14 protein-coding genes, 15 tRNA genes and 2 rRNA genes are annotated in these 19,072 nt (G+C 48.2%); 5 read left to right on the top strand and 26 right to left on the bottom strand.

Translation table 11 applies throughout. The features are described from left to right. Positions 1-46: 46 nt before the first annotated feature. From HUG15_RS08460 to queG, 3 genes are all read right to left on the bottom strand, one after another. Positions 47-943, bottom strand: coding sequence for an amidase domain-containing protein (locus tag HUG15_RS08460; RefSeq protein ID WP_246516558.1), 897 nt, complete (start codon positions 941-943; stop codon positions 47-49). A gap of 99 nt (positions 944-1,042) precedes the next feature. Then, positions 1,043-1,552: a methylated-DNA--[protein]-cysteine S-methyltransferase gene (locus HUG15_RS08455; protein ID WP_246516557.1), complete on the bottom strand. Its 510-nt coding sequence runs from the start codon at positions 1,550-1,552 to the stop codon at positions 1,043-1,045. A gap of 35 nt (positions 1,553-1,587) precedes the next feature. Continuing rightward, complete coding sequence (queG, locus tag HUG15_RS08450) at positions 1,588-2,739, bottom strand: tRNA epoxyqueuosine(34) reductase QueG (protein WP_200128224.1); 1,152 nt, start codon at positions 2,737-2,739, stop codon at positions 1,588-1,590. Positions 2,740-2,806: 67 nt separating this feature from the next. On the opposite strand from queG, the gene HUG15_RS08445 reads away from it, so the two are divergent. Beyond that, positions 2,807-3,478: a B3/B4 domain-containing protein gene (locus tag HUG15_RS08445; protein WP_246516556.1), complete on the top strand. Its 672-nt coding sequence runs from the start codon at positions 2,807-2,809 to the stop codon at positions 3,476-3,478. Between the two features lie 712 nt (positions 3,479-4,190). Here the strand turns inward: HUG15_RS08445 and HUG15_RS08440 are convergent. Continuing rightward, complete coding sequence (locus HUG15_RS08440) at positions 4,191-5,105, bottom strand: LysR family transcriptional regulator (RefSeq protein ID WP_200128223.1); 915 nt, start codon at positions 5,103-5,105, stop codon at positions 4,191-4,193. Positions 5,106-5,220: 115 nt separating this feature from the next. On the opposite strand from HUG15_RS08440, the gene HUG15_RS08435 reads away from it, so the two are divergent. Then, positions 5,221-5,820, top strand: a complete 600-nt coding sequence (locus HUG15_RS08435) for a short chain dehydrogenase (RefSeq protein WP_200128222.1) — start codon at positions 5,221-5,223, stop codon at positions 5,818-5,820. A gap of 192 nt (positions 5,821-6,012) precedes the next feature. Here the strand turns inward: HUG15_RS08435 and HUG15_RS08430 are convergent, their stop codons facing one another. From HUG15_RS08430 to HUG15_RS08340, 19 genes are all read right to left on the bottom strand, one after another. After that, positions 6,013-6,441: a helix-turn-helix transcriptional regulator gene (locus HUG15_RS08430; RefSeq protein ID WP_200128221.1), complete on the bottom strand. Its 429-nt coding sequence runs from the start codon at positions 6,439-6,441 to the stop codon at positions 6,013-6,015. Between the two features lie 243 nt (positions 6,442-6,684). After that, a tRNA-Leu gene (locus HUG15_RS08425) sits at positions 6,685-6,769 on the bottom strand. A 101-nt stretch (positions 6,770-6,870) separates the two neighbouring features. After that, a complete protein-coding gene (locus tag HUG15_RS08420; RefSeq protein ID WP_200128220.1) occupies positions 6,871-7,377 on the bottom strand; it encodes a dUTP diphosphatase in 507 nt (168 codons plus the stop codon). 85 nt (positions 7,378-7,462) lie between these two features. Continuing rightward, positions 7,463-7,552 (bottom strand) — tRNA-Leu (locus HUG15_RS08415). 18 nt (positions 7,553-7,570) lie between these two features. Then, positions 7,571-7,645, bottom strand: a tRNA-Cys gene (locus HUG15_RS08410). Between the two features lie 8 nt (positions 7,646-7,653). Further along, positions 7,654-7,728: transfer RNA gene (locus HUG15_RS08405), tRNA-Gly, on the bottom strand. A gap of 2 nt (positions 7,729-7,730) precedes the next feature. Beyond that, positions 7,731-7,805: transfer RNA gene (locus HUG15_RS08400), tRNA-Gln, on the bottom strand. A gap of 4 nt (positions 7,806-7,809) precedes the next feature. Then, a tRNA-His gene (locus HUG15_RS08395) sits at positions 7,810-7,885 on the bottom strand. Between the two features lie 17 nt (positions 7,886-7,902). Further along, positions 7,903-7,976, bottom strand: a tRNA-Trp gene (locus tag HUG15_RS08390). 3 nt (positions 7,977-7,979) lie between these two features. Beyond that, positions 7,980-8,065 (bottom strand) — tRNA-Tyr (locus HUG15_RS08385). Positions 8,066-8,138: 73 nt separating this feature from the next. Then, positions 8,139-8,214: transfer RNA gene (locus HUG15_RS08380), tRNA-Thr, on the bottom strand. A gap of 8 nt (positions 8,215-8,222) precedes the next feature. Next, a tRNA-Phe gene (locus tag HUG15_RS08375) sits at positions 8,223-8,298 on the bottom strand. 12 nt (positions 8,299-8,310) lie between these two features. Beyond that, a tRNA-Asp gene (locus HUG15_RS08370) sits at positions 8,311-8,386 on the bottom strand. 95 nt (positions 8,387-8,481) lie between these two features. Next, a tRNA-Met gene (locus HUG15_RS08365) sits at positions 8,482-8,558 on the bottom strand. Between the two features lie 14 nt (positions 8,559-8,572). Beyond that, positions 8,573-8,647: transfer RNA gene (locus HUG15_RS08360), tRNA-Glu, on the bottom strand. A gap of 81 nt (positions 8,648-8,728) precedes the next feature. Continuing rightward, positions 8,729-8,819 (bottom strand) — tRNA-Ser (locus tag HUG15_RS08355). 4 nt (positions 8,820-8,823) lie between these two features. Further along, positions 8,824-8,898, bottom strand: a tRNA-Asn gene (locus tag HUG15_RS08350). Between the two features lie 141 nt (positions 8,899-9,039). Next, positions 9,040-11,975: ribosomal RNA gene (locus HUG15_RS08345) — 23S ribosomal RNA — on the bottom strand. Between the two features lie 197 nt (positions 11,976-12,172). Continuing rightward, a 16S ribosomal RNA gene (locus HUG15_RS08340) occupies positions 12,173-13,729 on the bottom strand. Together the 16S and 23S rRNA genes with 14 tRNA genes alongside form the textbook arrangement of a ribosomal RNA operon. A gap of 453 nt (positions 13,730-14,182) precedes the next feature. Here HUG15_RS08340 and HUG15_RS08335 point away from each other — a divergent pair. Then, positions 14,183-14,494 (top strand): DUF2614 family zinc ribbon-containing protein, encoded by a 312-nt coding sequence (locus HUG15_RS08335; RefSeq protein ID WP_200128898.1) that lies wholly within the window; start codon positions 14,183-14,185, stop codon positions 14,492-14,494. 377 nt (positions 14,495-14,871) lie between these two features. On the opposite strand, the gene perR is transcribed toward HUG15_RS08335, so the two are convergent. From perR to bcp, 3 genes are all read right to left on the bottom strand, one after another. Continuing rightward, the gene (gene perR, locus HUG15_RS08330) at positions 14,872-15,315 is read right to left on the bottom strand and encodes a peroxide-responsive transcriptional repressor PerR (RefSeq protein WP_200128897.1); all 444 of its coding nucleotides are present in this window, start codon (positions 15,313-15,315) and stop codon (positions 14,872-14,874) included. A gap of 106 nt (positions 15,316-15,421) precedes the next feature. Next, on the bottom strand, positions 15,422-15,724 hold the full coding sequence (locus tag HUG15_RS08325; RefSeq protein ID WP_200128219.1) for a cyclic-di-AMP receptor: 303 nt from the start codon (positions 15,722-15,724) through the stop codon (positions 15,422-15,424). Between the two features lie 223 nt (positions 15,725-15,947). After that, on the bottom strand, positions 15,948-16,418 hold the full coding sequence (bcp, locus tag HUG15_RS08320; protein WP_281393608.1) for a thioredoxin-dependent thiol peroxidase: 471 nt from the start codon (positions 16,416-16,418) through the stop codon (positions 15,948-15,950). Positions 16,419-16,546: 128 nt separating this feature from the next. Between bcp and HUG15_RS08315 the strand changes: the two genes are divergently transcribed. Both HUG15_RS08315 and HUG15_RS08310 read left to right on the top strand, forming a co-directional pair. After that, positions 16,547-17,842 carry a glutamate-1-semialdehyde 2,1-aminomutase gene (locus tag HUG15_RS08315; protein WP_200128218.1) on the top strand — a complete coding sequence of 432 codons (1,296 nt, stop codon included), beginning with the start codon at positions 16,547-16,549 and terminating at the stop codon, positions 17,840-17,842. Positions 17,843-17,847: 5 nt separating this feature from the next. Then, complete coding sequence (locus HUG15_RS08310) at positions 17,848-19,071, top strand: GTPase family protein (RefSeq protein ID WP_200128217.1); 1,224 nt, start codon at positions 17,848-17,850, stop codon at positions 19,069-19,071. Position 19,072: the final 1 nt, after the last annotated feature.

Below are 19,072 nucleotides of genomic sequence, written 5' to 3'. Positions count from 1 at the left end.
GAGCAGCCCGATCTCCGATTGAGGGATTACATACAATCAATCACTTTTAGCCATTCATTTGAAAAAATTTATAAGCGATATTTGGAGTCCAAGCCGTGGAGTCTTCATAGCTCCAATAACGATTACGGCTGTTCTCGGTTTGGGCATTCACGAGCGGCTCATGATTCCCATCTTTCATGACGACAATCGTATTGTGCTCCCAGCGACCATCGCCATCGAAATCGTAACAAATAATATCCCCGGGTTGTAAATCGGTAGCCCTTTCCACCTCTTTCGCCGTCAACCCCTTCGTAGCACCGCTCAAATGCCAACGCATAGAATGGGCCACTGCCCAACTGTAACTCCAGTTGTCACCTGTATACCACCAACCCTTCTCCCTGTCAGGAACGCCGTGCATCGGCGCCCCCCCTGCTTTTAAACATTGGGAAATAAAATTCGTGCAATTATCCGTAAAATGATGATATTGGGGATTATAAGCATTCCACCAACGCTCCGCATATTTTACCGCTTCAAGACGGTTATAGCCGGAAGCCCGTTCAAGAGAAGCTTGTGTTTCATTCAATGATTCGAATACTCCCCTTTCCATTTCACCCGACTTGGGCGCCGCTAGACGTCTATCTTGAACGATTTTTTTCCCTTTTAAAACCGATCGTCGGTATTCTCTTGATTCCTCAAGATAAAAGCGTTCGTTGGCAAGAACAAACCTAGCATAATCATACATATAATGAACGGTGCGATCATGCCCACATGATGTGTATCGATAAGGAACAATCTGTCCACTCATCTTCAACACGCGTGTATTGCTTAGCTTCATTCGCTTTTGCTCCCGTTCAAAGCATTTGCTCTCCTCATCTGTCATGGCCTTAACCTTCGTGCCGTCTAAATGACACTTGTTTAATTGACTGAGATGCTTTTCAAATAAATGCTTCGTCTCCCTATCCAACCTGTTCCCCCCTCCACATCACTCTGTCACTACACTATGCTACGCTACGCTTTAAAAAACATCACTGCAAAAAAAAGACAGGCTATAACTTCAGCCCATCTAAGCACCTTCCAATTCCAATAGCTTCTTCTTTTTCTCGATCCCGCCACCATAACCGACAATCGCTCCATTGCTCCCGATCACCCGATGGCAAGGAACAATAATGGGAAGGGGATTTTTATTATTGGCCGAACCTATTGCCCGAACAGCCTTCGGCGAATGAATAGCGACCGCTACTTGCTTATACGATTGTGTTTCTCCATAAGGAATGCGCTGTAGTACTTCCCATACGCTTTTTTGAAAAGAGGTTCCCTGCATATCCACCGGCAAGTTAAACGCCTGTCGTTCCCCATGAAAATATTCCTGCAGTTGTTTTGTAGCTTCTGTAAAATAGGCATCATCCCGGATGATTTCACGACGCATATTTCTTTTCGCCATCCATGTTCGGATTTTCGCACCTGTTTCGTTAAAATCTCCAAACAGCAATTGGCTCAAACCTTTATCGGTTGCAACAAGGGTGAGCGTGCCGATCGGGCTTTCCATCTCTGTGAATAGTAATGGTTCTTCCATATTTAACGCCCTTTCTCCCGCGAACGCAGGTATGTTTATGAATGCTGCCCTTCCTTTTCGAGTTTCGACAGGGCTTGTTGAATCTCTTCACGCACGGAAGCATCGTCCTCTCGTTCATTGGCAACCTGTAGCGTTGCATGATTGTCTTCGATCTCCCCTATTTTCCCGAGCGACCAGGCCGCCGTACCGCGAATAACGGGGCGAGGGTCATGAATAAGTAACGATTGCAGCTTGGGGACCGCTCCCTTTTCGCGGAAATGGCCAAGTGCAATCACCGCATTGCGTTGAATTGGTTTTTTTCCTCGCCAGGAGCCTGCCATGTTTCCGTATTTTTCTTTGAACTCCCGGTTTGAAATCGAAAGCAATGGCAATAACTCCGGCTTCACTTTTTCCGGGTCAGGCGTGAATTCCGGCTGGTATTCTTCACCCTTTCCCTTATTTTCGGGGCAAACAACTTGGCAAGTGTCACAGCCGTACAAACGATTGCCGATTTTCTTCCTGAAACGTTCGGGAATCATTTCTTTTGTCTGCGTTAGAAAAGCGATGCATTTATTCGAATCCAATTGACCCCCTTGCACGAGCGCGCCTGTCGGACAAGCATCCACACATTTATTGCATGACCCGCATTGATCGTCAATCGGAGTATCCGGTTCAAATGCAATCGTCGTAATCATGTCCCCAAGGTACACATACGAGCCAAATTCAGGCGTTATGATCGCGCAATTTTTACCACTCCAGCCGATCCCGGCACGTTCAGCCACAGCCCGGTCCGATAGGGCGCCTGTGTCGACCATGGACGCCATCTTAGCACTTGGTACGCGTTCGTGAATAAAAGCTTCCAATTTTTGCAGACGATCATTGAGGACGGTGTGATAATCTTCTCCCCAAGATGCCCGGCAAAAAATGCCTCTTCGCTTGCCTTTTACCCCTTTGGGTGGATTTTCAAGTTTCGCCGGATAAGCAAGGGCGATGCTAATAATCGTTTTTGCATAAGGCAACAAGCGTTCAGGCTCCGTACGCAAATCAATGTCCGCTTCCTCAAAACCCGATTGGTAACCTAATTGTTGTTGTGTCCTTAACCGTTCTTTCAGTGTCAAAAACGGGTCTGCACTGGCAAAACCAATTTTGTCGATGCCAATGCTTTTACTGTATGCAATCAGCTCTTCCTTTAGCTGGGCGTTTGTCACGGGTCTCACCTACTGTATATGTTAAAATAAAGGCATTTACAATTATGAAGGAGATGTGCGCTCGATTATGATTGAAGTTAAAATGCATCCCGACTTACAGCAATACGTTCCCTCTTTTAAAATCGGTTGTATCCAATACGAGTCAATTGTTATCGATACGCCACCCAAAGAGCTGAAAGGGCGTATCGAGTTGTTTCAAAAGACTGTCGAACTGGATTTGTCCGAACAACCTATCACCTATTATGAAGGCGTCAAGGAGTGGAGACAAGTATTCAAACAAATCGGTGTCGACCCAACCCGTCATCGCCCCTCCCATGAAGCACTTTTCCGGCGCTTAAAACAAGGAAAGGGATTCCCGTTCTCAGATTCCTCGGCAATCGTGCTGAATAATTTTTTTTCCCTTTATTATCAAATGCCCATCGGCATGTATGACTTGGAGCAGTTGCAAGGACCCGTGGAAATTCGAATAGGGGAAGAAAAGGATGAGTACGAAGGATTAAACGGAAGAATGAATCATATGAAAGGCAAAATAACGAATGTGGATCAGCGTAGAGCCTTCGGGAGCCCGATGGTCGACAGCAAGCGTAGCGCAGTCGCTTTAGAAACAAAGCACATCTTGCAATTGCTTTATTTGCGTCCGTCATTATCCGACGACGATACCCGCGCCCTTACAGATAACATCGGCGAGATGTTCCAACAAGTACACGGCGGTCATGTAGAAACGGCCGTGCTGTCCTAGCCGCGACCGAAGATGAAGTGATTATTTTTTATATCTCAGCTCCCGAGCAATAACATACGCTCCGTACGCTACCCCCAGCGTACCCAATAGCAGTATGGTTAACAGTATAAACATATACATTGAATAACCCCCTTTTGAGTTATTTTCACACAAGCACACGGGGGTTATTCATAATGGTATTTACCTTTCCGCCATCGCGCTCCGATCGTATTGTCATACATGAACGCTTCTTAATTGCGCCAGTACAATTCCAATGATGATTAAAGAAGCGCCAATAAAATCATCGAGTAAAAACAGTTCTCCCAAGAAAATAACTGCGCTTATCCCGCGAAAATTGGCTCTGTCGCAAACATCAATCCGGTGTGGACAAGTGTTGTATATTACCTGAACAAAATGATACCAATAGCACTACAAAAAACTGCAATCCCAGTATAGCAACTCAAGCATCGGTAGATGAAGGTAACGTGGGTGATGAAATAAGAAGCTGAAAAAGAGAGCCAGCATTCCGGTAAACCCAAGTTGCACAACATCTAATAAGATGGGATAAGCTTTCTGAAGTTCAAAGCTTCGCAGGGGAGGAAAAACACGGAGACTGTGGGAAAGCGCAGTGTTTTTCCGTAGCGGTGACCATCGTTAATGATTACACCTATTTGTCAACCATAGATTTTTGTGTTGACCCTTCACCGTAGGAAAGAACTTTTGGAACATTACACTAGCCGACTCCATTTTTAGTTTTATTTTTATTAAATGTTTCACGCGTTAATTCTATAAAAGCCTGCAATGGAGGTGTCATCCATTTATCTTTGTGCCAAGCCATTTGGGTATAAACAGGCGGTGAGGTACTTTTCCATGCCAACTTCTTCATTCTTCCCTGTCTAATGTCTTCATCTACAACCATTTCCGGTAATACGGCTATTCCCAGTCCCGCAATGACACATTGTTTGATGGCTTCTATACTAACAAATTCGAATTTACTTAATGGGTACACTTTCGCTTGGTGAAAAGAATCTTCTAACAGCGTGCGGTAAGAGCATCCGTTCTCAGTAAGTAAAAACGTTTCATGTTCCAGATCTTTGAGACAAATTTTTGACTTCTCAGGTAATGGATGATCCGAAGCAGCGACCATTTTGATCTCTTCCTGAATCAAAGGCTCTATGTTTAGAGCATCCCCGGATTTCGATATGTCCATAATAAAGGCAAAATCGAGAGATCCATCCAATAGCTGTTCTCTGGCCATTTCATCAGAGTGCGCAGGTTTAAATATAAGCTCAACATTAGGGTACTGTTTCTTAAACGTTTTGAGTATTGACGGAAGACGATACGTACACTGACTTTCCTGTGCTCCAATCGTAAGTGTTCCCGATGGTTCTTCATCTCCACCTACAGCCATCTGTGCCTCTTCATTCAACTTGATCATTTTCTGAGCATATAACTTAAATTTTCGCCCGGCTTCCGTCAAAATTAGGCGTTTTCCCAAACGTTCGAACAACGGGGTTCCAAGTTCTTCTTCAAGCGCTTTGATTTGAGCTGTTACGCTTGATTGAGCAAAATTCAACACCCTTGCTGTTTGGGTGAAATTCAGGCTTTCTGCAGCTGCATTAAAGGTAATCAATTGTTTGATTTCCAATGCTTTCACCTTTTCTAAATCGTTTTAACCGATTGATACAATCGATATAATTCATTTTACTGATTTATGATCTCATTATAAAATACAAGTAATCGAACAACAAGAGGTGAGTCAGATGAAGATTCTATTAATCGGTGCTACCGGTCTTTTGGGAAATGCCGTTGCTAAAGAGTTGGAAGGAAAACATGAAATCATCCGGGCTGCACGACATAACGCTGATGTTGAAGTGGATATCACGAAGCCTGATAGCATTAAGAGGATGTTTGAACAAGTAGGAAAAGTAGATGCAGTGATCAGCGCAACAGGACATGCCCATTTTGGAGCTCTGGAAGAAATAACACCGGAATTGAATGAAGAGAGCATCGAAAGCAAGTTAAAAGGGCAAGTAAACCTCGTTTTACTTGGCATGGATCATGTAAATGATGACGGAAGCTTTACTTTAACTACAGGGGTTATCATGGATGAACCTATCCTCCATGGTGCTTCTTCTGCAATGGCAAACGGAGCGGTAAAATCCTTTGCAAAATCAGCAGCGATAGAGATGCCCAGGGGGATACGAATTAACAGTGTCAGTGGAACCGTTTTTCAGGAATCGCCGGAAGGACTCCGTGCATACTTTCCAGGGTTTGACCCAATTCCGGTAAGTAAAGCAGCACTCGCTTTTAGAAAAAGCGTTGAAGGTGCGCAGACAGGACAAAGCTACGAAATTTATTGAGGCACGTCATGTAAAAAGCCCAATTCTCTTATGTCACAAAGAGAGTTGGGCTTGATTATTCTACAATAGAGGCCGTTTCATGAACCCTAAAATAAATTTCTAAAAAAAAGAAATGATCAATCTAGGAATATAACGGTTCTTTTTATCATTATGGTTTTTCATCGCTCATACAAGCCCCCCTGCTTTCAAAATTCAAATTGACAGGTTCATCGGCTCCCCTGTCATAATCCAACCTGCTGGTGCGTTACTATTTTTAACCACATTAGATTCCTCCTCATCAATTAGTTTCCTGAGTAATTTCCGATAACGTCCCGGTGCCATGTCATATCCTTTCTTAAAGGCTTTTGTAAAGGACTCCTGCGAACCAAAACGGTACCGCAAAGCAATATCAATCACCCTTTGATCAGTGGCAATCAAATCCTCCGCTGCTCGGGTCATCCGGCGTTCCCTTATATAATCAACAACTGATTTCCCAATTATCTTCCGAAAAATACGGTGAAAGTGAAACTTTGAATAACCAACATGTTTCGCTAAAGAAGAAAGCTGCATATGATCTGTCAGGTGTTGTTCAATAAAATTCAACGCTTCTTGAATCGTTTTTTCATGCTCTTGATAGGACAACCGGATCCCCCCTAACCTAACGATTCAAGTATAACCGAATAACCTTCAGGAAACTTGACTTTTTGTGCGACGTTTTAAATTTCCTCCCCTTCCGTATTGATTTTGCTTTTCGCCAATAACGAAACTTCTCCGTTCCGACATACAAAAAAAGCACCCTCAATCCAAAGGATTGACGAAGTGCCTGTCGTAGCATCGATTTTCCGAATGATTAATCGTTATATCTACCATCATAAGTACATTAATTGGTAGCGATGGTGGGACTCGAACCCACACTTCCGTAGAAACGTGATTTTGAGTCACGCGCGTCTGCCAATTCCGCCACATCGCCATGAATGTTTTTCGTCGACAAGTAATAATATAGCACGGAAGGAGCGGTCATTGCAAGCATTTGAGGAAATTATCCCAGAAAAAATTTTGCACTGCTCTATTTTATCGAGTTCCCGTAGACCCAAAACCGCCACTGCCTCGCTCCGTGTTGTCCAGTTCATCAACTTCGGCAAATAGAGCCTGCGGGACTTCTTTTAATACGCCTTGCGCAATACGGTCATGTTTCCGAATAAAATATGAACCGTCCGGAACGCCGGCCAAATCTCCTATACTGCCGTCAATAAAATAAATGCCTTCTTCTGATGCACCTGAGTTATGGTTCTCTAAAGGAATAGCGACCTCGCCACGATAATCAGCATCAATCGTTCCCGGGCTGTTCGGTATACGCAGTTTCGTTTTAATTGAGACTCCGCTGCGTGGGCGAATCTGTATTTCAAAACCGACGGGAATGGCAAACGCTAACCCTAATTGCACCATTTTTGTTTCACCGGGTGCGATGACCATATCTTCAGTGGCATAAAGATCAAAACCGGCGGCAAATAAGCTACCATACGTTGGAATCACAGCATCTTTGTGCAATTTTTTCACTTCAACACTAATTTTCGTCATGGCTGCTCCTTTGCCTCTCGAAAAAAACACCCATCAAACAAATGAGTGTTTTTTTCTTTTATATTGCAAGTTTTTGTCTTTATAATGGTACCGAGGGCCGGACTCGAACCGGCACGGTCGTTTACCGACCGCAGGATTTTAAGTCCTGTGTGTCTGCCAATTCCACCACCCCGGCATGATTCTACACATTTAATGGAGGCGGCACCCGGATTTGAACCGGGGCGTAGAGGATTTGCAGTCCCCTGCCTTACCACTTGGCTATGCCGCCACAAAACTTGGAGCGGAAGACGAGATTCGAACTCGCGACCCCCACCTTGGCAAGGTGGTGTTCTACCGCTGAACTACTCCCGCATTGGCTGGGCCAGCTGGATTCGAACCAGCGCATCTCAGGACCAAAACCTGATGCCTTACCGCTTGGCTATGGCCCAATAATGGGGCGGTTGATGGGACTCGAACCCACGAATGCCGGAGCCACAATCCGGTGCGTTAACCTCTTCGCCACAACCGCCATCAGCGATTATGAAATGGCAGGGGTAGTAGGAATCGAACCCACATCGGAGGTTTTGGAGACCTCTGTTTTGCCATTAAACTATACCCCTGAATGGTGGAGGAGGACGGATTCGAACCGCCGAACTCGGAGAGAGCGGATTTACAGTCCGCCGCGTTTGGCCAACTTCGCTACTCCTCCGGTTTAGATGTTAAAGGGTAGATGTTGAAGGTTTGAAATCCAAATTCCAACCTCACTCTTCTAATTTCCAGAATGGTGCCGGCCAGAGGAATTGAACCCCCAACCTACTGATTACAAGTCAGTTGCTCTGCCAATTGAGCTAGACCGGCAGACAAAGTGGTGGCTCGAGACGGAATCGAACCGCCGACACGTAGATTTTCAGTCTACTGCTCTACCGACTGAGCTATCGAGCCAATATATGTATATGGCGGGCCTGACGGGATTCGAACCCGCGATCTCCTGCGTGACAGGCAGGCATGTTAACCGCTACACCACAGGCCCGGTTGTTCATTTAATGAAAAAGATCGTCATATGTAACAAAAAAGATAATTGGTTGCACTCCAGAGTACTACTGATGTTTGCTTCGCAAACGATATTGGTTGCGGGGGAAGGATTCGAACCTTCGACCTCCGGGTTATGAGCCCGACGAGCTACCTGACTGCTCCACCCCGCGATATGAAAATAATATGGTGACCCGTGCGGGATTCGAACCCGCGTTACCGCCGTGAAAGGGCGGTGTCTTAACCCCTTGACCAACGGGCCATAACGGATATCAGATGTCGGAAACCGGATATCAGAGCGATCAGTTTCTGAATTCTGGCATCTGTACTATGTATTCTGGAATGGCGGAGAGCGAGGGATTCGAACCCTCGAGACGGGGTTGCCGCCTACACGATTTCCAATCGTGCTCCTTCGGCCACTCGGACAGCTCTCCATGATGGCTCCACAGGCAGGATTCGAACCAGCGACCTACCGGTTAACAGCCGGTTGCTCTACCACTGAGCTACTGTGGAATGTCATGTTGGCCGAACAGACAACATTAGTTTAGTACATTTTTCTATAACTTTCAAGGACTTCTTTTAAAAATAGGAAAGCCATTCTCCCAAAACTGAATAACGCTTAAGCTTGACCGACGGCTTCCGGGTGACCCATGGGTGGATAAACCGTTTGACCGATTAGTATCTGTCAGCTCCACGTGTCGCCACGCGTCCACACCAGACCTATCTACCTTATCGTCTTTAAGGGGTCTCGCGGGAAATCTCATCTTGAGGTCGGCTTCGTGCTTAGATGCTTTCAGCACTTATCCGATCCACACGTAGCTACCCAGCTATGCTCCTGGCGGAACAACTGGTACACCAGCGGTGTGTCCATCCCGGTCCTCTCGTACTAAGGACAGCTCCTCTCAAATTTCCTGCGCCCGCGACGGATAGGGACCGAACTGTCTCACGACGTTCTGAACCCAGCTCGCGTACCGCTTTAATGGGCGAACAGCCCAACCCTTGGGACCGACTTCAGCCCCAGGATGCGATGAGCCGACATCGAGGTGCCAAACCTCCCCGTCGATGTGGACTCTTGGGGGAGATTAGCCTGTTATCCCCAGGGTAGCTTTTATCCGTTGAGCGACGGCCCTTCCATGCGGGGCCGCCGGATCACTAAGCCCGACTTTCGTCCCTGCTCGACCTGTATGTCTCGCAGTCAAGCTCCCTTCTGCCTTTGCACGCTGCGAATGATTTCCAACCATTCTGAGGGAACCTTGGGGCGCCTCCGTTACCATTTAGGAGGCGACCGCCCCAGTCAAACTGCCTACCAGACACTGTCCCTGAACCGGCTCACGGTTCGAGGTTAGGATTTTCATATCGCAAGGGCAGTATCCCACCAGCGCCTCCGCCGAAGCTAGCGCTCCGGCTTCCTAGGCTCCTGCCTATCCTGTACAAGCCATATCAAAACCCAATATCAAGCTACAGTAAAGCTCCATGGGGTCTTTCCGTCCAGTCGCGGGGGACCTGCATCTTCACAGGTCATATAATTTCACCGGGTCTCTCGTTGAGACAGTGCCCAAGTCGTTGCACCTTTCGTGCGGGTCGGAACTTACCCGACAAGGAATTTCGCTACCTTAGGACCGTTATAGTTACGGCCGCCGTTTACTGGGGCTTCAATTCGACGCTTCGCCTCTCGGCTAACGCCTCCTCTTAACCTTCCAGCACCGGGCAGGTGTCAGCCCCTATACATCGTCTTTCGACTTCGCAGAGACCTGTGTTTTTGGTAAACAGTCGCTTGGGCCTTGTCACTGCGGCTCCCGCGGGCTCATCACCCGCAAGAGCACCCCTTCTCCCGAAGTTACGGGGTCATTTTGCCGAGTTCCTTAACGAGAGTTATCCCGCGCGTCTTAGAATTCTCATCCCACCTACCTGTGTCGGTTTGCGGTACGGGCACCCATGGCCTTCCTAGAGGCTTTTCTCGGCAGCGGAGGATCAGGGACTTCGGTACTTTAATTCCCTCGCGCTCACGCCTCAGCCTTCGCGTTGGGCGGATTTGCCTGCCCAACAGCCTCGGTCGCTTCGACGTGCTACTCCAGCAGCACGCTCGCCCTACCTTTCTGCGTCCCCCCTTCGGTCCAACAGCCATCGGTGGTACTGGACTTTCCACCAGTTATCCATCGCCTACGCCTTTCGGCCTCGGCTTAGGTCCCGACTAACCCTGAGCGGACGAACCTTCCTCAGGAAACCTTAGGTTTTCGACGGAAGGGATTCTCACCCTTCTTTTCGCTACTCATACCGGCATTCTCACTTCTGTGCGCTCCAGCCGTCCTCTCGGTCGACCTTCCCCGCACACAGAACGCTCCCCTACCCCCGGCACTCAACGTGTTGAGCGCCGGGCCACGGCTTCGGTGATGGATTTAGCCCCGGTACATTTTCGGCGCAGCGTCACTCGACCAGTGAGCTATTACGCACTCTTTCAATGATGGCTGCTTCTAAGCCAACATCCTGGTTGTCTAAGCAACGCCACATCCTTTCCCACTTAATCCATACTTGGGGACCTTAGCCGGTGGTCTGGGTTGTTTCCCTCTTGACGACGGATCTTAGCACTCGCCGTCTGACTCCCGGAGAACAAGTCGCTGGCATTCGGAGTTTGACTGAACTCGGTAATCCTGTGGGGACCCCTCATCCAATCCGTGCTCTACCTCCAGGACTCTCTCATCCGAGGCTAGCCCTAAAGCTATTTCGGGGAGAACCAGCTATCTCCGTGTTCGATTGGCATTTCACCCCTACCCACCCCTCATCCCCGTAATTTTCAACTTACGTGGGTTCGGGCCTCCAGTCGGTGTTACCCGACCTTCACCCTGGACATGGGTAGATCACACGGTTTCGGGTCGACGACGACGTACTCCATACGCCCCTTTCAGACTCGCTTTCGCTGCGGCTCCGTCTCTTCAACTTAACCTCGCACGCCATCGTCACTCGCCGGTTCATTCTACAAAAGGCACGCCATCACCCTTGAATGGGCTCTGACCACCTGTAGGCACACGGTTTCAGGTTCTCTTTCACTCCCCTCCCGGGGTGCTTTTCACCTTTCCCTCACGGTACTGGTTCACTATCGGTCACTAGGTCGTATTTAGCCTTGGGAGATGGGCCTCCCTGCTTCCGACGGGGTTGCTCGTGACCCGCCGTACTCAGGATCCACGCCGGAGAGGGCTGTGTTTCGCGTACAGGGCGCTTACCTTCTGTGGCGGACCGTTCCAAGTCGCTTCCGCTACACTGCCCCTTTCTTACTCCGTATGGCGTGTCCTACAACCCCGGACGGGCTAGCCGTCCGGTTTGGGCTCGCTTCCGTTTCGCTCGCCGCTACTCAGGAAATCGCGTTTGCTTTCTCTTCCTCCGGCTACTAAGATGTTTCAGTTCGCCGGGTCTGCCTTCATCTGCTTAATCCTTTGGGCAGATGATCTTCTCCCATGACGGAGAAGGGGTTCCCCCATTCGGACATCTCCGGATCCAAGCATACTTACAGCTCCCCGAAGCATTTCGGTGTTCGTCCCGTCCTTCATCGGCGCCTAGTGCCAAGGCATCCACCGTGCGCCCTTCCTTGTTTAACCACACAAGGCATGGGCCTTTCTTCCAAGAAACGCTCGTTTCTTTTTTGACACCCGGTGTGTGTCGTTTCAAGCTTTATCGCGTTATTCAGTTTTCAAAGAACGCCTTTCCCACTTGAGCAGTTGCCCGCTCAAAACTGAATGAAAGCCTAAGCGCTTGGCCTCCGGCCCCTTCACCGAGGGGCCGTGGTGCTCCTTAGAAAGGAGGTGATCCATCCCCACCTTCCGGTAGGGATACCTTGTTACGACTTCACCCCAATCACCGGCCCCACCTTCGGCGGCTGCGTCCCATAAGGGTTCGCTCACCGACTTCGGGTGTTGCCGGCTCTCGTGGTGTGACGGGCGGTGTGTACAAGGCCCGGGAACGTATTCACCGCGGCATGCTGATCCGCGATTACTAGCGATTCCAGCTTCATGCAGGCGGGTTGCAGCCTGCAATCCGAACTGAGAACGGCTTTTTTGGGGATTGGCTCCACCTCGCGGCTTCGCTGCCCGTTGTACCGTCCATTGTAGCACGTGTGTCGCCCAGGCCATAAGGGGCATGATGATTTGACGTCATCCCCGCCTTCCTCCGGTTTGTCACCGGCAGTCAATGTCGAGTGCCCAACTTAATGCTGGCAACGACATTCAAGGGTTGCGCTCGTTACGGGACTTAACCCAACATCTCACGACACGAGCTGACGACAACCATGCACCACCTGTCTCTCTGCCCAAAAGGGATACCTTGTCTCCAAGGCGGTCAGAGGATGTCAAGGCCTGGTAAGGTTCTTCGCGTTGCTTCGAATTAAACCACATGCTCCACCGCTTGTGCGGGCCCCCGTCAATTCCTTTGAGTTTCAACCTTGCGGTCGTACTCCCCAGGCGGAGTGCTTATTGCGTTTGCTTCGGCACTACGGGTATCGAAACCCCTAACACCTAGCACTCATCGTTTACGGCGTGGACTACCAGGGTATCTAATCCTGTTCGCTCCCCACGCTTTCGCACCTCAGCGTCAGTCACAGACCAGAGAGTCGCCTTCGCCACTGGTGTTCCTCCACATCTCTACGCATTTCACCGCTACACGTGGAATTCCACTCTCCTCTTCTGTACTCAAGTCAGGCAGTTTCCAATGCCATTCCGGCGTTAAGCGCCGGCCTTTCACATCAGACTTGCCTCACCGCCTGCGTGCCCTTTACGCCCAATAATTCCGGACAACGCTTGCCACCTACGTATTACCGCGGCTGCTGGCACGTAGTTAGCCGTGGCTTTCTGGTGAGGTACCGGCAAACCCTTGGCATTTCCTCCAAAAGCTGTTCTTCCCTCACAACAGAGCTTTACGATCCGAAAACCTTCCTCACTCACGCGGCGTTGCACCGTCAGGCTTGCGCCCATTGCGGATGATTCCCTACTGCTGCCTCCCGCAGGAGTCTGGGCCGTGTCTCAGTCCCAGTGTGGCCGATCACCCTCTCAGGTCGGCAACGCATCGTCGCCTTGGTAGGCCCTTACCCCACCAACCAGCTAATGCGCCGCGGGCCCCTCTTTGAGCGACGGCCATTGACCGTCTTTCTCCTCGCTCGCAGGCGCGAGTAAGGACCGATTTGGTATTAGCACCGGTTTCCCGGTGTTATCCCAAACTCAAAGGCAGGTTGCCCACGTGTTACTCACCCGTCCGCCGCTGACCAGCCGGAGGTGCAAGCACCTCCGGTGGCCCGCTCGACTTGCATGTATTAGGCACGCCGCCAGCGTTCGTCCTGAGCCAGGATCAAACTCTCCATAAATGTTAAGTTCCGCTTCGCTCACGGGGGTGGCAAAGCGCTGACTCCTTGCTTCTTTCTTTCGTTCGCTTGGCTTTCATTCAGTTTTCAAGGGGCAAATGTTGATGCCGCTGTTTAAAGCGACCTATTTACAATAGCAAATAAATTATCTTCCGTCAAGAGGTGAAAATACCCTTTCCCTTCTGACGCGAATACTAAGATATCATGTAGGGCAGATGCCGTCAACTGTTTATTTTAATTTTTCCTATTTAAGTTTTCACGAAGCTGCTTATATGCTCCCGGACCATCGTATGTCGAAACGATGAACTTTGGAACACTCCTCTTTTTCGCCCCATAAACAGCGATGGTTTAACAATCACAAGATGTGATACAATGACAAGCAAGGCCTGAAAACACGCGGGGCCGAAGCAAGGAGGTAACACCGTGGCGAAAATCAATCGGATTCGTACGTTTGCGATGGCTTTAATATTCATCGGTATCTTCATTATGTATATTGCCATCTTCGTATTTAGCAACAGCCCCATCCTCATGTCCATCGCGATGGTCATCGGATTTTTATCCGTGATATCCAGCTCTCTCGTTTATTTGTGGATCGGAATGAAATCAACGAAAACCGTCCAAGTCATATGCCCCAACTGTGAAAAGCAAACGAAAATACTGGGACGCGTTGATGCATGCATGCACTGTGATGAACCGTTGACGCTTGACCCAAAACTGGAAGGAAAAGAGTTGGATGCGCGTTATAATCGCAAAAACTTCCAACAATAAATGTGGCTCTTCATCAAAATCTATCGTAGATATCAGTGAATAATTATGGCAATAACACTAGCTTAGCGGAGGAAAAACACGGAGACGCCTGTGGGAAAGCGCAGCGGGAAGACCCCGCAGAAAAAAGCGAACGTCTTTTTTGCCGGTTAAGAAAATAAAAATCAACTTCCTTACCTGCGTAAGTGCTACTAAGGCTTTCGCCATAAAAGCTTGGCGAAAAGCCAAGTTTTCTAACGAGGAGGCTGAGCTAAGGGCCCACGGAAGGCGCCGTAGCGGTTATCATAGTGCATGACCCATTTGTCAACCATAGATTTTAGTGTTGACGCATAAATGTACCAATATAACAAATCCCCACATCGATAATGGATGCGGGGATTTTATGCGCGAACCGGCTCTTTAGTCGTGCACGACGGGCATTTTCCGTATATCTCCATACGATGGGAGTCCACTTGAAAATTCGTTACATGCTCTGCTAACGTTTCCACTTCATCCAAGACAGGATAATGAAAATCTACGATCTTCCCGCAGTCTTTACATATAATGTGGTAATGGGTATCCGTCGCCGCGTCGAAACGACTGGAGGAATCGCCGTATGTCAATTCATTAACAATCCCGACTTCCTTAAATACACGAAGGTTATTATATACCGTCGCAACGCTCATATTCGGAAATTTTTCCTCAAGCGCTTTATAAATTTCATCCGCAGTAGGGTGACTCATGGTTTCAAACATAAATTCTAAAATCGCATGACGTTGCGGCGTCATTCGAACTTTGGCTACTTTTAACGATTCAACCGCTTTTTGAAGATTTTCATTCTCCATTGTCGTCATGCACCCCTCTTTCAACAACAATTATTCCAATTTAATATACAATTTAACTGTAACGGAATGTAATGTTGGTTGTCAACGAAAAGGCCTTCTTTCACTATCATTGATTATATAGAGACAACCAGTCTTCTCCTTCAGATGTGTTTAACATAAAAGACGTATAACGATAGCGATGGCGCCCTTCGATTTTCTTTTTCTTTTCCAATTGGAGGCAAGCGTCTTTCATGGAGCTCTTCAATTGCTCGATATCCCGTTCATTACAACCGATTAAAAACGTTGTATTGCCCTTGCGCCGGAAACCTCCGCTACTCGCCAATTCCGTAATGCGAAAACCCTCATTTTGCAACCTGCTTTCCATATGATCCCGATATACATCATTGACAATGCATACGAATAAATGCATCAGCCCCATCCCCCCATTAGAAAACTTGGCTTTTCGCCAAGCTTTTATGGCGAAAAGCCTTAGCCCAACTTATGCAGGTAAGAAAGTTGATTTATCCTTTCTTACCTGCCAAAAATTATCTCGTAAAGAGTTAGAAGATCAAACGAAGGATCTCTTACTATAGTATAGCAAATATCTGTGCTTCATAACCTTTCCCAACATCACATTTTCACACAACGGTTGGCTACGCTTCGCTTTTTTCCGCCAAATAAGCACGGACTTCGTCGACATGGCCATCCACACGAACTTTTCGCCATTCTTTCGTGACAATCCCGTCCGGATCGATCACAAATGTAGAGCGAACAATCCCCATGGATTCTTTCCCGAAGTTCTTTTTTAATTGCCATACCCCGTATTTATTCGCTGCATATTGTTCCGGGTCGGACAACAGCAAAAACGGGAGTTCATGTTTGGTTGCAAATTTTTCATGTTTCTCTATCGGGTCCGGACTAACGCCAAGAACGACGACATCCTCTGCTTGCAGATCGGGAATTGCATCCCGAAAATCACATGCTTGCGTCGTACATCCCGGGGTCATGTCTTTCGGGTAAAAATACAATACAACCGTTTGTCCCCGATAATCGCTTAACGTCACTTCCGAGCCGTCGTTTGCTTGCAATGTAAAATCGGGGGCTTGCTTGTCTGTCAGGTCCACGTATTCCATCTCCTTCTTAAATCTTTTTTCTGCGTCTGATTCCATTATGCCTGCTTCATTCATGTTTTGTCTAATCATACTCTGGTAAAATAGATAAAAAGCATTTGACCAAGTTGGAGGGACACCTAATGAACATTCAACACTCTAAAGAATTATATAAAGAAGCCGAGAGCCATCTCGTTGGCGGGGTGAACAGTCCTTCACGCGCCTTCAAAGGCGTTTCCGGGGGTACGCCTGTGTTTATGGAAAAAGGGGAAGGCGCGTATCTTTATGATGTGGACGGAAACGCCTATATTGATTATATTGGCGGTTATGGACCAATCATTACCGGACATGCCCACCCACACATTACAAAAGCCATCACCAACGCGGCGCAATCCGGTGTCCTTTATGGCACACCAACTGCTTTGGAAAACAATTTTGCGAAGAAATTAAAGGCTGCTATCCCTTCCCTAGAAAAGGTACGCTTCGTCAACTCCGGCACAGAAGCCGTAATGACGACCGTCCGTGTTGCACGCGCCTATACAGGACGGGATAAAATCATTAAATTTGCCGGATGCTATCACGGACATTCCGATCCGGTTCTCGTCGCTGCCGGATCGGGCCCCGCAACATTAGGATCTCCGGATTCGGCCGGTGTTACGAGTAATACGGCAAAAGAAATCATCACAGTGCCTTTTAATGATATTGAAAGTTATCGAGAAGCACTTGAATCTTTCGGCGATGACATTGCAGCTGTTCTCGTTGAACCGATTGTCGGCAATTTCGGCATTGTGGAACCTGAACCCGGTTTTCTCGAAAAAGTGAACGAAATAACACATGATGCCGGAGCGCTCGTTATTTACGATGAAGTAATTTCGGCCTTCCGCTTTCACTATGGAGCAGCTCAAGATCTTCTCGGTGTTTATCCCGATTTAACCGCGATGGGAAAAATTATCGGCGGTGGATTACCGATCGGCGCTTACGGGGGGAAAGCGAGCATCATGGAAGAGGTAGCACCATTGGGACCGGCCTATCAAGCAGGAACAATGGCAGGAAATCCCGCCTCCATGAGTGCAGGTATCGCTTGCCTCGAAGTACTGGAGGACAAGCAATTATATGATAAACTGGAAACACTCGGGGAAAAACTTGAAAACGGATTACAAAACATCGCGAACAACGTTCAAGTTCCCGTACAGATCAATCGTAAAATAGGGGCGTTGACGTTGTATTTCACCTCGCAACCTGTGAAAAACTATGACGATGCAGATGCCACAAACGGCACGCATTTTTCGACGTTTTTTCACTCCATGTTGGAACAAGGCATTCACCTTGCTCCCTCCAAGTTCGAAGCTTGGTTTTTGACGAGCGCGCATAAAGAAGAAGATATTACCGCAACCCTCGATGCGGCTGAAACCGCTTTTCAAGCAATTAAGAAGGGATGACACCTATGCATGATGACGAACAGAAAGAATATTTGGAGGAGCCGTTACGCTTATTCCGAAAAAAAATCATTCCAAAATTGCCTTCGAATATCCAAAAACGTGTCATTGGAGAGGTGGAGCGGCTCGAAGAACTGTTTGTCGATTCGCGGCCCCCTCGTTTTGCCATCATCGGAAGGCGGGGCGCGGGCAAATCAACGCTCGTGAATGCCATTTTCCAAGCGCCGGTAGCTGAGGTCGGCGCGGTTACCGCGGAAACCGAACGGGGGGCTTGGCATACTTACAAAAACACCTCGCAAAAAGCCGTTATGGAGGTGTTGGATACACGTGGTTTCGGAGAAGGGGATGAAACACGCTTTACCCAAACGGAAGAAGATGTTTGGCAAGAAGCACTTTCTTCCCGCTATCCCGATGCTATTTTATTCCTCGTGAAAGCAAAAGAAGTAGATGCCCGTGTTACTGAAGATATTGAGCAGTTAAAAAAACTTCGGGAAATCATTAAAAAGAAACATGATTATCTGCCTCCGGTGATCGGCATTGTCACCCAAGTAGATGAGCTTGACCCGGTTTATGATACCGATCCTCCCTTTGATGAAGAAAAAGTTGCCAACATTGAACACGCGAGCGACCATATGGAACATATGTTAAAGAAGCATTTGCCCGAAGTTACCGGCATTCTTCCGGTTTGTGCTTATACTGCGTTTAAAAACGGGGAAATGGTCTATGACCGACGTTGGAACATTGATGAGCTGATCGATTTTTTGCTCGAACAGCTGCCGGGGAGCACATGGATGCAATGGGCACGCATTACCCAGGCGAAAACGATTCAAATCCGAATTGCCAAAACGATCGGTAAAAGTGCATCCGCGATCACCGGCGGCGTTGGCGCCCAACCGATTCCATTGGCAGACTTGCCGGTCATTACCGGCATACAAATGTCCATGATCGCCGGCATTGCTTACGTGTCGGGGAGGAAGTTGGACAGAAAATCGATGGCCGAATTTTTGGGCGCGATAGGCGCTAATGTTGGTACCGCTTTTGCGTTTCGCCAGTTAGCAAGGTCTTTAAGCAAAGTGACGTTTCCGGTCGCCGGCCATGCCATCTCCGGAACATTGGCGGCAACGGCTACATGGGGGTTATGTAAAGCCGCCATCCTTTACTTCATTGAGAAGCGCCCGGTTCATGAAGCAAAAGAAGCTTATAAAAACCAATCGGAACCACCAACTGATTAAT

The sequence above is a fragment of the Salicibibacter cibarius genome, from assembly GCF_016495725.1.
GTDB lineage: Bacteria > Bacillota > Bacilli > Bacillales > Marinococcaceae > Salicibibacter > Salicibibacter cibarius.
The sequence above is the reverse complement of the archived record's forward strand: the minus strand, read 5'-3'. Positions and strand labels throughout refer to the sequence as shown.

Excerpts from the sequence above, each read along its gene's own strand:
- HUG15_RS08455 (WP_246516557.1), bottom strand. The coding sequence starts at position 1,552 with ATGGAAGAACCATTACTATTCACAGAGATGGAAAGCCCGATCGGCACG.
- HUG15_RS08445 (WP_246516556.1), top strand. The coding sequence starts at position 2,807 with ATGATTGAAGTTAAAATGCATCCCGACTTACAGCAATACGTTCCCTCT.
- HUG15_RS08435 (WP_200128222.1), top strand. The coding sequence starts at position 5,221 with ATGAAGATTCTATTAATCGGTGCTACCGGTCTTTTGGGAAATGCCGTT.
- HUG15_RS08420 (WP_200128220.1), bottom strand. The coding sequence starts at position 7,377 with ATGACGAAAATTAGTGTTGAAGTGAAAAAATTGCACAAAGATGCTGTG.
- HUG15_RS08335 (WP_200128898.1), top strand. The coding sequence starts at position 14,183 with ATGGCTTTAATATTCATCGGTATCTTCATTATGTATATTGCCATCTTC.
- perR (WP_200128897.1), bottom strand. The coding sequence starts at position 15,315 with ATGGAGAATGAAAATCTTCAAAAAGCGGTTGAATCGTTAAAAGTAGCC.
- HUG15_RS08325 (WP_200128219.1), bottom strand. The coding sequence starts at position 15,724 with ATGCATTTATTCGTATGCATTGTCAATGATGTATATCGGGATCATATG.
- HUG15_RS08315 (WP_200128218.1), top strand. The coding sequence starts at position 16,547 with ATGAACATTCAACACTCTAAAGAATTATATAAAGAAGCCGAGAGCCAT.
- HUG15_RS08310 (WP_200128217.1), top strand. The coding sequence starts at position 17,848 with ATGCATGATGACGAACAGAAAGAATATTTGGAGGAGCCGTTACGCTTA.